Here is a 15,305-nt window from a genome sequence, read left to right as displayed (position 1 = left end):
TTTGCACGCGCTCTCGAAAAATGCTAGAATCTCGAAGTCGCTGGGCGTGCGGCTTTTTCGTGCGGCTCAGGTGCGACCACCGGTAAGAAGAAGATGGGCGTTCAGCCCATTTTTTTTTGCCGTTGCGGTTCAGCATCTCGGGTTGCACTGACCTTCCGTGCGCCGGCCAGGCGCGCGGCCCGCAAGATGTTCGCGTCGCGCGCGAACATCTTAGAGGGCACTTGTGCAACTGACGGAACTGATAGAAACCACGGTCTCGGGCATGGGCTACGAGTTGGTCGATCTCGAGCGTACCGGGCGCGGCATGCTCTGCGTCTATATCGATCAGCCCTCCGGCATCGCGATCGAGGACTGTGAAAAGGTCACTCGTCAGCTCCAGCACGTTTTGACGGTTGAAAATATCGATTACGAGCGGCTCGAAGTGTCGTCGCCGGGGCTCGACCGTCCGCTGAAGAAATTGGCCGATTTCGTGCGATTCGCGGGGAGCGAGGCGGTCGTTACGCTGAAAAAACCGTTGGACGGGCGCAAGACGTACCGGGGCATTCTCCATGCGCCGAACGGGGAAACGATCGGTTTGGAATTTGTTGGGAAAGAAGGCGCCGCGATGCTCGACTTTACGCTTGCGGATATGGACCGCGCGCGCCTCGTCCCGCACGTTGATTTTAGGAGCCGGAAACAATGAGTCGCGAAGTATTGATGCTGGTGGATGCGCTGGCGCGCGAGAAGAACGTCAACAAGGATGTCGTGTTCGCTGCGCTCGAAGCCGCCCTTGCTTCGGCAACCAAGAAGCTCTTCGAAGAAGACGTCGATATTCGCGTGCACATCGATCGTGAATCGGGTGAGCACGAAACGTATCGCCGGTGGCGCGTCGTGCCGGACGAGGCCGGTCTGCAAGAGCCGGATCAGGAAATCCTGCTTTTCGAGGCGCGCGAACAGCAGCCCGACATCGAAATCGACGAATACATCGAGGAGCCGATCCCGTCGATCGAGTTCGGCCGCATCGGCGCACAGGCCGCTAAGCAGGTCATTCTGCAAAAGGTGCGCGATGCCGAGCGCGAGCAGATCCTGAACGATTTCCTCGAGCGTGGGGAAAAGATCATGACGGGTACGGTGAAGCGGCTCGACAAGGGAAACTTCATCGTCGAATCGGGGCGCGTGGAAGCGCTGCTGCGCCGCGATCAACTGATTCCGAAAGAGAACTTGCGCGTGGGCGACCGCGTGCGCGCCTATATCGCGAAGGTCGATCGGACGGCTCGCGGGCCGCAGATCGAGCTCTCGCGCACCGCGCCCGAGTTCCTGATGAAGCTGTTCGAAATGGAAGTGCCGGAAATCGAGCAGGGCCTGCTCGAAATCAAGGCCGCCGCGCGCGATCCCGGCGTGCGGGCGAAAATCGGCGTCATCGCCTATGACAAGCGGATCGATCCGATCGGCACCTGCGTCGGCATCCGCGGCTCGCGCGTGCAGGCGGTGCGCAACGAGCTCGGTGGCGAGAACGTCGACATCGTGCTATGGTCGGAGGATCCCGCCCAGTTCGTGATCGGTGCGCTCGCGCCGGCAGCGGTCCAGTCGATCGTCGTCGATGAAGAAAAACATTCGATGGACGTCGTCGTGGACGAAAACGAGCTCGCGGTCGCGATCGGCCGCAGCGGCCAGAACGTGCGGCTCGCGAGCGAGCTGACCGGCTGGCAGATCAACATCATGACGCCGGACGAATCCGCGCAGAAGCAGAACCAGGAGCGGGGCGTATTGCGCGACCTGTTCATGGCGCGGCTGGACGTCGACGAGGAAGTGGCCGACATCCTGATCGACGAGGGCTTTACGAGCCTCGAAGAGATCGCCTATGTGCCACTCAACGAAATGCTCGAGATCGAGGCGTTCGACGAAGACACCGTTCACGAGTTGCGCAACCGCGCACGCGATGCGCTGTTGACGATGGCGATCGCGAACGAAGAGAAAGTCGAAAACGCCTCGCTCGATCTGAAGAGCCTCGACGGAGTCGATTCCGACTTGCTCGCGAAACTGGCCGCGCATCAAATACAGACGCGCGACGAGCTTGCCGAGCTGGCCGTGGACGAATTGGTCGAATTGACTGGAATGGAAGAGGAAGCCGCGAAAGCGTTGATCATGAAAGCACGTGAACACTGGTTCCAGTGAGTGAATACCATGACGCACTGAAACGATCGCGACGGCGATAGATTTAGCACGCGCCGGTCGCACGACCCGATGCTAACCGCAAGGAATCGGTCCTTGCATTAAGAGGAATGAATGGCGAGTAACAACGTAGCCCAATTTGCCGCGGAACTGAAAATGCCTGCCGGGGTGCTGCTCGAGCAGCTCCAGGCGGCGGGCGTCCAAAAAGCGAGTGAGGACGATGCGCTGTCCGAATCGGACAAAGCACGTTTGCTCGATCACTTGCGCAAGGCGCACGGCTCGGCGGACGCGGACAAGCGCAAGATCACGCTGACGCGCCGGCATACGTCGGAAATCAAACAGTCCGATGCGACGGGCAAGGCTCGCACCATTCAGGTCGAAGTGCGCAAAAAGCGCGTGTTCGTGAAGCGCGACGAAGCCGGCGAAGCAGCTGGCGAAGCGGCGGGTCAGGTGGCCGACGCCGAAAGCGCCGAGCTGCAGCGGCGCGAGGAAGAGGCACGCCGTGAGGCCGAGCTGCTCGAGAAGCAGGCGCAGGAGCTCAAGGAGCGGCAAGAACGTCTCGAGCGCGAGGAAGCGGAACGCCAGGCGCGCGAGCAAGCCGCCGAGGCGGAGCGTCGCCGCGCCGAGGAAGAGGCTGCGGCCAAGCGTGCCGAAGTCGCTGCGCGCGAGCAGGCCGAGCGCGGTGCGAGCGAGGATGAGCGCGCCGCCGCCGAGCGTGCCGCACAGCGTGAAGCGGCCAAGAAGGCCGAAGACGCTGCGCGCGAGGCCGCCGAGAAGGCCCGCGCCGAGCAGGAGGAAATTCGCAAGCGCCGCGAGGCGGCCGAGGCCGAAGCGCGCGCGATTCGCGAGATGATGAATACGCCGCGCAAGGCGCAGGTGAAGGCCCCGGAGCCCGCGCCCGCGAAGCCGGCCGAGCCTGCCGTCAAGACCGCCGAAGCGAAGGGTACGTTGCACAAGCCCGCGCGCCCGGCGGGCGAGGCGGCCCGTCCGGCCGCGCGCAAGGCTGCACCCACGGCTGCGCCGAGCACGACCCCGGCGGCGCCCTCCGCCGACAAGAAAAAGCCTGGCGGCAAAGCGGGCTGGCAGGACGACGCCGCGAAGCGTCGCGGCATCAAGACGCGCGGCGATTCGAGCGGCGGTGTCGATCGCGGCTGGCGCGGCGGTCCGAAGGGCCGGGGCAAGCATCAGGATGCGGCCGCCAGCTTCCAGGCACCGACGGAGCCGATCGTGCGCGAAGTGCACGTGCCGGAGACGATCACCGTTGCCGACCTCGCGCACAAGATGTCCGTCAAGGCATCGGAAGTCATCAAGGTCATGATGAAGCTGGGCCAGATGGTCACGATCAACCAGATGCTCGATCAGGAAACGGCGATGATCGTCGTCGAAGAGCTCGGGCATCGCGCCGTGGCAGCGAAGCTCGACGATCCCGAGGCATTGCTCGTCGAAGGAGAAGCGAACGACGCGGAGCAACTGCCGCGTCCGCCGGTCGTCACGGTCATGGGCCACGTCGACCACGGCAAGACGTCGTTGCTCGACTATATCCGGCGCGCCAAGGTGGCGGCGGGCGAGGCGGGCGGCATCACGCAGCACATCGGCGCTTATCACGTCGAAACGCCGCGCGGCGTCATCACGTTCCTCGATACGCCGGGTCACGAAGCGTTCACGGCCATGCGGGCACGTGGCGCGAAAGCCACGGATATCGTGATTCTCGTCGTGGCTGCCGACGACGGCGTGATGCCGCAGACGAAGGAAGCCATTGCGCACGCGAAGGCGGGCGGTGTGCCGATCGTCGTCGCGATCAACAAGATCGACAAGCCGGAAGCCAACCCCGAGCGCGTGAAGCAAGAACTCGTGGCTGAAGGCGTCGTACCGGAAGAATACGGTGGCGATTCGCCGTTCGTGCCGGTGTCGGCCAAGACGGGCGCGGGTATCGACGATCTGCTCGAGAACGTGCTGCTACAGGCCGAGGTGCTCGAATTGACCGCACCGGTGGATGCGCCTGCGAAGGGGCTCGTGATCGAAGCGAAGCTCGACAAAGGCAAGGGCCCGGTTGCGACCGTGCTCGTGCAATCGGGTACGCTCTCGCGCGGCGATGTCGTGCTTGCGGGCAGCGCCTATGGCCGCGTTCGCGCGATGCTCGACGAAACGAGCAAGGCGACGAAATCGGCCGGCCCGTCGATCCCGGTCGAGATCCAGGGCTTGTCGGAAGTGCCTGCCGCTGGCGAAGAAGTCATGGTGCTTCAGGACGAACGCAAGGCACGTGAAATCGCGCTGTTCCGTCAGGGCAAGTTCCGCGATGTGAAGCTGGCCAAGCAGCAGGCAGCGAAGCTCGAAAGCATGCTCGAGCAAATGGGCGAGGGCGAGGTCAAGAACCTGCCGCTCATCGTCAAGGCCGACGTGCAGGGTTCGCAAGAAGCGCTCGTGCAAGCGCTGCAAAAGCTCTCCACCGACGAAGTGCGCGTGCAGATCGTGCACGGCGCGGTGGGCGGCATCAGCGAGTCGGATGTCAATCTGGCCACGGCGTCGAAAGCGGTCATCATCGGCTTCAACACGCGGGCCGATGCCCAGGCCCGCAAGCTGGCGGAGACCAACGGCATCGATATTCGCTACTACAACATCATCTACGACGCTGTGGATGAGGTGAAGGCTGCGATGTCGGGCATGTTGTCGCCGGAGAAGCGCGAGGTCATCACCGGCATGGTCGAAGTACGGCAGGTGTTCCGCGTGCCGAAGGTCGGCGCGGTGGCCGGCTGTATGGTGACGGACGGTGTCGTGAAGCGGTCGTCGTCGGTGCGCGTACTGCGCAACAACGTGGTCATCCACACCGGCGAACTCGATTCCCTGAAGCGCTTCAAGGACGACGTCAAGGAAGTGAAGCAGGGCTTCGAGTGCGGTATGTCGATCAAGAACTTCAACGATATCGTCGAAGGCGATCAGTTCGAAGTGTTCGAGGTCACCGAAGTCGCGCGTACGCTGTAAGCGCCACGTGCGCGGCTCGGGGCGGGGCGGGCGACGAGCCTGTCCCGCCCGTTGCTTTTTGGGCGGCCCTTTGTTCGAACGATGGCCGCAAGAACGGTTGCGTGGCCTTTCGGCCCGCAAAGTTTGCATCAGGAATTTTCGCCATGTCGAAGAAACGTAGTTCTCCTAACCGCAACGTGCAGATTGCCGATCAGATCCAACGAGATCTGTCGGAACTCATCATGCGCGAGGTGAAGGATCCGCGCATCGGGCTCGTGACGATTCAAAGCGTCGAGCTCACGCCCGACTACGCGCATGCGAAGGTCTATTTCACGACACTGACGGGCGACGCGGAGGTAACGCAACGCGCACTGAACCACGCGGCGGGGCATCTGCACAATCTGCTGTTCAAGCGGCTGCACATCCATACGGTGCCCACGCTGCACTTTCACTATGACAAGACCATTGAGCGCGCCGTCGAGATGTCGCGCCTGATCGACGAGGCCAACGCCAGCCGCGCCAAGGACGATTGAGTCCCGGCGCAGCGCCTGCTCTCTTTTTGCAACTGTCCGATGAATCAGAATCAAAGGCCCCGGGTGCCGCGCCGCGCGCTCGATGGCGTCTTGCTGCTCGACAAGCCGCTCGGCCTGTCGAGTAACGACGCACTGATGAGCGCCAAGCGCCTCTATCTCGCGAAGAAGGCAGGTCACACGGGGACGCTCGATCCGCTCGCTTCAGGGCTTTTACCGCTGTGCTTCGGTGAGGCAACGAAGTTTTCGCAGGACCTGCTCGATGCCGACAAGACCTACGAGGCGACGATGCGGCTCGGCATTCGCACATCCACCGGCGATGCCGAGGGCGAAGTATTGGAGACGGCGGCAGTGCAGGTCGGGCGCGCGGAGGTGGAGACAGCATGCCGGCGCTTCGTCGGCGAAATCGTCCAGATACCGCCGATGTACTCGGCACTCAAGCGCGATGGAAAACCGCTTTATGCCTACGCGCGAGCTGGGCAGACGGTGGAGCGCGAGGGCCGCGCGGTAACGATCCGCAGTCTCGACGTGATCGGCTGCGCACTGCCCGACGTGACATTTCGCATCGCCTGCAGCAAGGGTACTTACGTCCGGACGGTGGCCGAGGACATCGGCACCGCGCTGGGTTGCGGCGCGCACCTCGTGGCGTTGCGGCGTACGGGCGTGGGCGCTTTGACGCTCGAGCATGCGGTTACGCTCGACGCACTTTCCGAAATGGACATGCCGGCGCGCGATGCGATGCTGCAGCCCGTCGACGCATTGCTCTCGACGTTTGCACGCGTGCAGCTTACGCAAGACCTCGCGCGCAGGTTTCAGCAAGGGCAGCGAATCCGCCTCGCGGAACTGAGCGCGCCGACGGCGCAGGAAAGTAGCGAGGGCGGCGTGCGCGTGCGGGTATACCGTGAAAGCGATGGAGCTTTGCTTGGCGTTGCACGTGTTGGGGACGGCGTACTTGCGCCGGAACGGCTCGTCGTCGGCGGTTAGGGCGCGACCGCGTCAATGGTTTGCTTCAGCGTTGGAGCGGGGGTGCCAGGAAGATCCTTTCTCCATTTACAAGGCGCTCCATGCTTTTGTATCATGCTTTCTCACGTACTTTGAGAATTCTCAATCTCTATGAGAAAGGATGAGAAAGGCTCGGTCGATCCTTGGCACTACCCGCGTCCGGAGTTGGCCAACGCCTATCTCGACGCATTCGGTCTGGGTCTGACGTCCGCGCGAGGCCTTTTCGCGCGCCGGCGCATGGGTAAGACCGAGTTCCTGTGCAAGGATTTGATGCCGGCGGCCGTCGAGCAGGGGATTCTGGTGGCTTATACGAATCTCTGGGATACCTCGACCCCGGATATCGCGTTGGTTTCCGCACTGGCCGAAGCGCTGGAGCCGCGCGGGCTGGGCGCTGTGTTCACCGCGCTTGGAAAGCCGGTCCGAAAAATCAAGGCGAGCGCAACGATGCCTGGCGGTGTCGAAGGGTCCATCGAGGCCGAGCTGGCGCAGCTCCGCCCCGACAGTTCCGCGACGATGCGGGAAGTGCTGCGGCAGCTCGATCGGCAGAAAAAGCCGCTGCTGCTCGTCATCGACGAAGCGCAGGTACTTGCCAAGCACGAGCACAGTACATTTGCCCATGCACTGCGCGCTGCGCTCGACATCCGCAAGGAGCGCATCAAGGTCGTGTTCGCGGGCAGCTCCGAGACGACGTTGCGCGACATGTTCGCCCGGTCGTCCGAGCCGTTTTACAACTGGGCACCGCTGGAGCCGTTTCCGCTGCTCGGCGAGGAGTTCGTGGCGTTCACCATCGACCGGTTGAACAGCATGGCGCGGCATACGCTGACGCTCGCCCAGGGTATGCGCGCATTCGAGGAACTGCACTGCACACCCGAGTTTTTCAAGCGCTTCGTCGAGCGGTTCATGCTATTTCAGACAGAGGGCGTCGACGCCGCCATCGAGCGCACGAAGGAATCGGTGTTTTCCGATGCGCACTTCCTGAAGCAGTGGAGCGCGGCCAATCCCGCGGACCAGGCGGTGCTGACGCTGCTCGCCAGCGGCGACTCGGATCTTCATTCGGTGTTGGGAATGGAGCGCCTCACGGCGCTCACCGGCCGGCCCGCGACGCGCAATACAGCGGGGCACGCGCTTCGTCGCCTGCAGGACGCCAACGTGGTAACCCGTCTGCGCGTGGGCGAATATCGCATCGAGGACGAAGCCTATGCGGAGTGGATTCGTCGGCGCACCGCGGCGGTCCTGCGTAACGCACTCGCACGCGGCGCCCGGACCTAGTGCAGTATTCGGCGCTAATCGGCACTTATGGCACCGGGCACTACACTGGCGGCGCGCTTCGTCAATGCGCGGCCGATGCCGCTGCGCTCGAGTCGCCGCCACCCGATCGTTCGGGGCGCGTGATCCAGATGAGCCCGATCAATACCACGAAGATCACCGCCGAGATATAGAACAGGTCGTTGACGCCGAGCTGGGCGGCCTGCTGCGTCACCATGCGATCGAAGAGCCCATAACGTTGCGTCGCGTCGAGGCCGGTCGCCGAGCCCATCTGTGACATCGCCTGCGTGAACGTGGGATCGAACGCGCTCGCGCGCTCGGTCAACTGCGCATGGTGGAACGTCGTGCGATGATCCCAGGCCGTCGTGAAGATCGAGGTGCCGATACCGCCGCACATGATCCGCACGAAATTGGACAGGCCCGATGCGGCCGCGATGCGATTGCCGGGCAGGCCGGACAGCGTGATCGACACGAGCGGGATGAAGAAGCCCGCCATACCGATGCCTTGCACGAGTGTCGGCAGCATGAGCGACCAGGTGTCGACACCGGTCGTATAGCGCGAGCGCATCCAAAAACAGAGCGCGAACACGAGAAACGAGGCCGTGGCGATCATGCGGGGATCGGTTCGTGGCAAGAACTTGCCGGTCAACGGCGAGAGCAGAATCGCGAAGACCCCGACGGGCGCCATGACGAGACCCGCATCGGTCGCGGTGTAGCCGATATCCGTTTGCAGCCAGAGCGGCAGAAGGACCAGGTTCCCGAAATAAAGCCCATAGCCGACCGACAGTGCGACGGTACCGCCCGTGAAGTTGCGCTTCTTGAACAGCGATAGATCGACGACCGGATGCTCGGCGGTCAACTCCCAGACCACGAAGAACGCGAAGCCGATCAAGGCGATGAGCGCGAGTATCACGATCGTCGTCGACGAGAACCAGTCCAGATCCTTGCCCTGGTCGAGCATGACTTGCAGCGAGCCGACCCAGATCACGAGCAGGCTGAGGCCGACGGTGTCGATCGGTGCCTTTCGGATCGCCGAGTCGCGCGTGCGGAAGATCGCCCACGTTGCCACTGCCGCGACGATGCCGACCGGGATGTTGACGTAAAAGATCCACGGCCACGAGATATTGTCCGAAATCCACCCGCCGAGAATCGGACCCGCCACAGGCGCAATCAAGGTGGTCATCGCCCACATGGCAAGCGCGAGCGGAGCTTTGGAACGAGGATAGCTCGCCAGCAGCAGCGTCTGCGAGAGCGGAATCATCGGCCCGGCGACCGCGCCCTGGATGACCCGCGAGACGAGCAGCAACGGCAGCGTCGGAGACAGGCCGCACATCCAGGAAGACAGCACGAACAGCACGATCGATGCGAGAAAGAGGCGAACCTGGCCGATGCGGTCGGTCAGCCAGCCCGTCAGCGGTACCGAGATGGCATTGGCGACGGCGAACGAGGTGATGACCCAGGTCCCCTGGTCGGATGAGACGCCAAGATCGCCCGAGATCGTCGGGATCGACACGTTCGCGATCGAGCTGTCGAGCACGTTCATGAACACCGCGAGCGACACGGCGATCGTGCCGATGACGAGCTTCGCGCCGGTGAGCGGCGGATGCGGAGCGGCTGCGGATTGGGCCATTGCGTAAATGTCTCGAATCGGGAAACGTTAGGCTGCTTGTTTACATCAGCTTTGCCGCGCCACTCGCGACTTGGGCACCGCGCGTCCCGCGGGATGCCGGCGGCTTTTGCCGGGCGACGCCCGCCGTTGCCTCCGAGCCCGCGTTCTGCGCGATGATGCGAGCGATTTCCGCGTCCGCATCGGCGCCGTACTTGTCGAATACGTTCGTCTGATAGACGGTGTTTTGGGCGTTGCCCAACTGGCCGCCGTTGTCGTTCTTGATGTCGACGTCGACTTGCATGGACAGGCCGATGCGAAGCGGATGCGCGTGCAGTTCCTTCGGATCGAGTTCGATCCGAACGGGCAGCCGCTGTACGACCTTGATCCAGTTGCCCGTGGCATTCTGTGCGGGCAGCAGCGAAAAGGCGGAACCGGTACCCGCGGAGAAGCCCACGACCTTGCCGTGGTAGACGACCGACGAACCGTAGACGTCCGCGGTCAGTTCGACCGGCTGGCCGATGCGCATATGCTTGAGTTGCACTTCCTTGAAGTTTGCGTCGACCCAGACGGCTTCGAGCGGCACGATCGCCATGAGCGGCGTGCCGGGCGAGACGCGCTGCCCGACTTGCACCGAACGCTTCGCCACGTAGCCGGTGACAGGTGCCGGCAGGGTGTTGCGTGCATTGTTCAGATAGGCATCGCGCACTCGCGCGGCTGCGGCGAGCACGTTCGGATGCGTTGCAATGGTGGTATTAGAGGTCAGCGCGCGGTTCGACGCGAGTTGCTGTTCTGCGGCATCGAGGCTTGCTTGCGCGCTTTTCACGGCGTCACGCGCATGCGAGATTTCCTCCTGTGAGACCGCACCTGTTTGCGCGACGGCCATGCGTCGCCGCAGATCGTCTTGCGCACGCGACAGATCGGACTGGCGTTGTGCGATTTGCGCCTGGTACTGATCGTTGTTCACGAAAAGACCGCGAACCTGACGCACCGTTTGCGCGAGATTCGCCTCGGCCTGCGCGAGCGTGACGCGGGCGTCGGCACCGTCGAGTACGACCAGCGGGTCGCCCGCTTTGACCGTTTGCGTGTCGTCAGCGTTCACCGCAATGACGGTGCCCGTCACCTGCGGGGTGATCTGCACGACGTTGCCGTTGACATAGGCATCGTCCGTTTCCTCGTGAAAACGTGCGACGAGGAAATAGTAGACGCCGTACGCGATGGCCGCGATGAGGATCACGCCGGCAAGCAGCGCCATCAGCCGCTTGCGCTTTCCGTTCGCCGGCGTCTGAACGTTCGCGGCGGATTGTTGAGTCTCGCTCATGGAAATGCTCTCCGGTTCTCGATTTTCTGTCTTCGAATGTTGGTCGGCTCTGGGCGCATCGAGCGGTGCCGTGATGGAATCATGCCTTCATCAGCTCGACGGCGCTGCCGTGCCTCGTGCCTGTCCCGGCCCTTGCGCCGCCGGCTCGCCGAGCCCGACGGTGTTCGCGTCGAAGCCGCCGCCCAGCGCCTTGATGAGCGCAAATTGCAAATCCCGCCGGCGCATCTTGAGATTGGTCACCGTTTGCTCGGCATTGAGCCGGTTGATGTCGGCCGTGAGCACCTGCAATTGCGGCGAGAGTCCCGCCTTGTAGCGGATCACCGCCAGCCGATAAGCTTCGCTCGATGCGTCCAGCGCCCGTTGCGCGTCATTCATCTGACGATCGATCGCGCGAATCGACGACACCTGCGTGGCCACGTCGGACAGCGCGTTGATCAGCGTCTGGTTGTAGTTCGCGACGTCGAGGTCGAAATCGGCGTACCGCCCCTTCAATTGGGCGCGCAGTGCGCCGGCATCGAAGATCGGCAGGTGAATCGCGGGCCCGGCCTGCAGTTGGCGGCTGCCTGCCGTCAGGAAGCGGCTCCAGCCGAAAGAGTCCAGACCGGCTGCCGCTACCAGATTGATGTCCGGAAAGAATTCGGCCTTGGCCTCCTTCACATCGTGCAGGGCCGCGTCGATCTGCCAGCGTGCCGCGACGAGATCCGGGCGGCGCGAAACGAGATCGGCCGGCAGGTTATCGGGCAGTGTCACGGCGCCACCGGCCGACAGCACCGGTTGATCGATCTGCAGCCCGCGGTCGGGCCCCTTGCCGAGCAGCGCGGCGAGCTGGTACCGGACAGCGGTGATTTGCCCGTCGAGATCGGACAGCGTCGTCTGCGTGGCGGCAATGTTGCCGAGTGCGGTCTGCTTTTCGACACTCGTATCGAGGCCGGCCACCACGCGCCCGTTCGTGATCGCGCTCACTTCCTGGCGATTGGCGATTTCGCGTGCCGTGATGTCACGTATCGCGTAAAGCTGCGCGAGCTGGTTGTAGGTACGTGCAACCGAAGAGGCGAGCGTGATGCGCGCGAGCTGGATGTCGGCCTGCGCGGCCTTTTGCTGCGAAAGCGCCGATGCGAGACGCGCGCGGTTCTTGCCCCAGAGATCGAGGTCCCATGAGGCGCTCGCGAGCGCATTGTGCTCGGTCACCCAGTTGCCCGCCAACGGCGGGGGATAGAGACCGTTTTCGGTGAATCGCTCGCGCGTGATCGAATAGCTGCCTTCGACTTTCGGCATCAGACCCGCGCGCGAGGTCTCGATGTAGGACTGGGCCTTGGCGAGGCGCGCCTGCGCCTGTGCGATCGTCGGATTGCCGTCGAGCGCTTCGTCGATGAGCTTCGGCAATTGAGCATCGCCGAATCGATTGGCCCAATCGAGCGAGGGCCACTGGCCGCTTTGAGCCGGCAGACTTTGCGCGGTCTCGAAGCTGGCGGCGCTGGCAGGTGTCTTGTCGCTCTTGATGCCGGCATAGTTGGCGCAACCGGCGAGGACGAGCGCGGTCAATGCCGCGGCAATGGCGCTCGCGGGCGCGAAAACATGGGACGGCACGTTTGGAGAGTTCATTGCATCGCCTTTCGACTCGAATGAAATGATGGGCATCGCAACTTGTTGTTATGGGTTCCGGATGGAGACTACTTGCCATCACACCGGTAAAGCAGTGCTCGCGGATGCGAACGATTCCTGTGAAATCCGAACTTCGCGCGGCTCGGCTAACGCGACGTCTCGTCCACCGATTCGCAGGTATTCGCCAGAATGCGCCTCAACATACTTTTGAGGAAGCCGACTTCTTCGGGCGTAAAACCGTTGAGCGCCCGGTCGACTACGTCGCAGAACATGCCCGGAATGCGGGCGGCCATTTCGTAGCCCTCAGCCGTCAGCTCGAGTCGCACGGCCCGCCTGTCCTCGCTGCTGCGCACCCGCTGGAGCAGCTTGCGCTTTTCGAGGCGGTCGACGAGCCGCGTGACGGCGCTTGCGTCGATCCCATAGTGCCGCGCGAGCTCCGCCGCGAGCTGGCAGCGCCCCGAGCCGATCATGAAAAGGATGCTGCCTTGCGTGCTCGTGATGCCCAGTTCTTTCATCGTGCGCTGCGAGACCAGGTTCGAAATGCTCGACTTCGCCCGGGCGAGCAAATACCCGACCATATCGTCGAGTTCGAATTCGCGCAGTTCTGCAAGAAGCTGGTCGGGTGGCTGGGCCATGATCTTGTGAGCATGCAATAGTTGACTAGGCATGATTCTAGTTGCCAAAAGCTGCCTATGCAACCTTTTTTGCGGCCGACGGACGGGCGCTCTCTGGCCCCGGCCGTCGGTGAGGCTTGCGTCACACCGACGTGCTATAATTTTTGATTACCTCGGGCATGAAGCCGACGCCCCAAACCGTTCAGATTCCTTATGACTCGCGCCCTACGCAACATCGCCATCATTGCCCACGTCGACCACGGCAAGACCACGCTCGTCGATCAACTGCTTCGTCAGTCGGGCACCTTCCGTGAAAATCAGCAGATCGCGGAGCGCGTCATGGACTCGAACGATATCGAGCGCGAACGCGGCATCACGATCCTGGCAAAGAACTGCGCCGTCGAATACGAAGGGACGCACATCAACATCGTCGATACCCCCGGGCACGCCGACTTCGGCGGCGAGGTCGAACGCGTGTTGTCGATGGTCGATTCCGTGCTGTTGCTCGTGGATGCGGTGGAAGGCCCGATGCCGCAAACGCGTTTTGTGACGAAAAAGGCGCTGGCGCTCGGGTTGAAGCCCATCGTCGTCGTCAACAAGATCGACCGGCCCGGTGCGCGTATCGATTGGGTCATCAATCAAACGTTCGATCTGTTCGACAAGCTGGGCGCGACCGAAGAGCAGCTCGACTTCCCGATCGTCTATGCGTCGGGTCTGAACGGATACGCTTCGCTCGATCCGGCGGCGCGCGAAGGCGACATGCGGCCGCTTTTCGAGGCGATTCTTGCGCACGTGCCCGTGCGGCCGGCTGATCCGGACGCGCCGCTGCAGTTGCAGATCACCTCGCTCGACTATTCCACCTACGTGGGCCGGATCGGTGTGGGGCGGGTCGCGCGCGGGCGTGTGAAGCCTGGGCAGCCGGTCGTCGTGCGATTCGGCCCCGAAGGGGAGGTCCTGAACCGCAAGATCAACCAGGTCCTGTCGTTCCATGGGCTCGAACGCGTTCAGGTGGAAGAGGCCGAGGCCGGCGACATCGTGCTCATCAACGGCATCGAGGACATCGGCATCGGCGCGACGATCTGCTCGCCCGAGGCGCCCGAAGCGCTGCCGATGATCACCGTCGACGAGCCGACGCTCACGATGAACTTCCTCGTGAATTCGTCGCCGCTGGCGGGCAAGGAAGGCAAATTCGTCACGAGCCGGCAGATTCGCGATCGACTGATGCGCGAGCTCAACCATAACGTAGCGTTGCGCGTGCGCGACACGGGCGACGAAACGGTCTTCGAAGTGTCGGGCCGGGGAGAGCTGCATTTGACGATCCTCGTCGAGAACATGCGCCGCGAGGGCTACGAGCTCGCCGTATCGCGTCCGCGCGTCGTCCTGCATGAGGTGGATGGCGTGAAGCACGAGCCGTACGAGCTGTTGACGGTCGACGTGGAGGATTCGCACCAGGGCGGGGTGATGGAAGAGCTTGGCCGGCGCAAGGGCGAGCTGCTCGATATGGCATCCGACGCGCGCGGCCGCACGCGTCTCGAATACCGGATTCCGGCGCGAGGATTGATCGGCTTCCAGGGCGAGTTCATGACGCTCACGCGCGGCACGGGCCTCATGAGCCATGTGTTCGACGAATATGCACCCGTCAAGGAAGGCTCGCTCGGCGAGCGCCGCAACGGTGTGCTGATCTCGCAAGACGATGGTGCCGCCGTGGCTTACGCGCTGTGGAAGCTGCAGGACCGGGGCCGTATGTTCGTGAAGCCCGGCGATGCACTGTACGAGGGCATGATCATCGGTATTCACAGCCGCGACAACGATCTCGTGGTCAATCCGATCAAGGGCAAGCAGCTCACGAACGTGCGGGCATCCGGTACCGATGAAGCGGTTCGGCTCGTTCCGCCGATTCAGCTCTCGCTCGAGTATGCGGTCGAATTCATCGACGACGACGAGCTCGTGGAGGTGACGCCGCAGTCCATCCGCCTGCGCAAGCGCCATTTGAAGGAACACGAGCGCCGCCGTGCGAGCCGCGAAGCCTCGATCGATTGATCGAGATCCAGGTATCGATGGCATCCGTTCGGAAAAAGCCGCTCGCAAAAAACGAGCGGCTTTTTCATTGAAGCAGGGAACGCATGCCGGTATCGAATGGCGCGTATGTCCATCTCGAATGTCGGTTGTGTGATATCCTCCCGGTGCTAGTTTTAGGTCCTTCCAAGCAAGACTTGATTCGCGCAATCCGCTAAACGGTCAGGCCGTGTCGCGGA

10 protein-coding genes and 1 pseudogene are annotated in these 15,305 nt (G+C 63.0%); 7 read left to right on the top strand and 4 right to left on the bottom strand.

What is annotated here, in order from left to right; genetic code table 11:
- The first annotated feature begins 223 nt into the window (after positions 1-223).
- From rimP to GWC77_RS07030, 6 genes are all read left to right on the top strand, one after another.
- The gene (gene rimP, locus GWC77_RS07055; RefSeq protein ID WP_173256186.1) at positions 224-682 is read left to right on the top strand and encodes a ribosome maturation factor RimP; all 459 of its coding nucleotides are present in this window, start codon (positions 224-226) and stop codon (positions 680-682) included.
- A complete protein-coding gene (nusA, locus tag GWC77_RS07050) occupies positions 679-2,154 on the top strand; it encodes a transcription termination factor NusA (RefSeq protein WP_173256185.1) in 1,476 nt (491 codons plus the stop codon). The genes rimP and nusA overlap by 4 nt, the downstream gene beginning before the upstream one ends.
- Positions 2,155-2,265: 111 nt before the next feature.
- The gene (gene infB, locus GWC77_RS07045) at positions 2,266-5,130 is read left to right on the top strand and encodes a translation initiation factor IF-2 (RefSeq protein WP_173256184.1); all 2,865 of its coding nucleotides are present in this window, start codon (positions 2,266-2,268) and stop codon (positions 5,128-5,130) included.
- Between the two features lie 143 nt (positions 5,131-5,273).
- Positions 5,274-5,642, top strand: coding sequence for a 30S ribosome-binding factor RbfA (gene rbfA, locus GWC77_RS07040; RefSeq protein ID WP_173256183.1), 369 nt, complete (start codon positions 5,274-5,276; stop codon positions 5,640-5,642).
- 39 nt (positions 5,643-5,681) lie between these two features.
- Positions 5,682-6,623, top strand: coding sequence for a tRNA pseudouridine(55) synthase TruB (truB, locus tag GWC77_RS07035; RefSeq protein ID WP_173256182.1), 942 nt, complete (start codon positions 5,682-5,684; stop codon positions 6,621-6,623).
- 129 nt (positions 6,624-6,752) lie between these two features.
- Positions 6,753-7,910, top strand: a complete 1,158-nt coding sequence (locus GWC77_RS07030) for a hypothetical protein (protein WP_173256181.1) — start codon at positions 6,753-6,755, stop codon at positions 7,908-7,910.
- A gap of 61 nt (positions 7,911-7,971) precedes the next feature.
- Here the strand turns inward: GWC77_RS07030 and GWC77_RS07025 are convergent, their stop codons facing one another.
- From GWC77_RS07025 to GWC77_RS07010, 4 genes and pseudogenes are all read right to left on the bottom strand, one after another.
- Complete coding sequence (locus GWC77_RS07025) at positions 7,972-9,537, bottom strand: DHA2 family efflux MFS transporter permease subunit (protein ID WP_173256180.1); 1,566 nt, start codon at positions 9,535-9,537, stop codon at positions 7,972-7,974.
- Between the two features lie 136 nt (positions 9,538-9,673).
- Positions 9,674-10,834 (bottom strand): annotated as a pseudogene (locus GWC77_RS07020) (EmrA/EmrK family multidrug efflux transporter periplasmic adaptor subunit); the annotation flags it as partial.
- Between the two features lie 90 nt (positions 10,835-10,924).
- The gene (locus tag GWC77_RS07015; RefSeq protein ID WP_173256178.1) at positions 10,925-12,436 is read right to left on the bottom strand and encodes an efflux transporter outer membrane subunit; all 1,512 of its coding nucleotides are present in this window, start codon (positions 12,434-12,436) and stop codon (positions 10,925-10,927) included.
- Positions 12,437-12,582: 146 nt separating this feature from the next.
- Complete coding sequence (locus tag GWC77_RS07010) at positions 12,583-13,071, bottom strand: MarR family winged helix-turn-helix transcriptional regulator (RefSeq protein WP_173256264.1); 489 nt, start codon at positions 13,069-13,071, stop codon at positions 12,583-12,585.
- A gap of 192 nt (positions 13,072-13,263) precedes the next feature.
- Between GWC77_RS07010 and typA the strand changes: the two genes are divergently transcribed.
- Positions 13,264-15,090: a translational GTPase TypA gene (gene typA / locus GWC77_RS07005; RefSeq protein ID WP_173256177.1), complete on the top strand. Its 1,827-nt coding sequence runs from the start codon at positions 13,264-13,266 to the stop codon at positions 15,088-15,090.
- The last annotated feature ends 215 nt before the right edge of the window (positions 15,091-15,305 follow it).

Source organism: Paraburkholderia sp. NMBU_R16, assembly GCF_013282575.1.
Taxonomy (GTDB): domain Bacteria; phylum Pseudomonadota; class Gammaproteobacteria; order Burkholderiales; family Burkholderiaceae; genus Trinickia.
The sequence above is the reverse complement of the archived record's forward strand: the minus strand, read 5'-3'. Positions and strand labels throughout refer to the sequence as shown.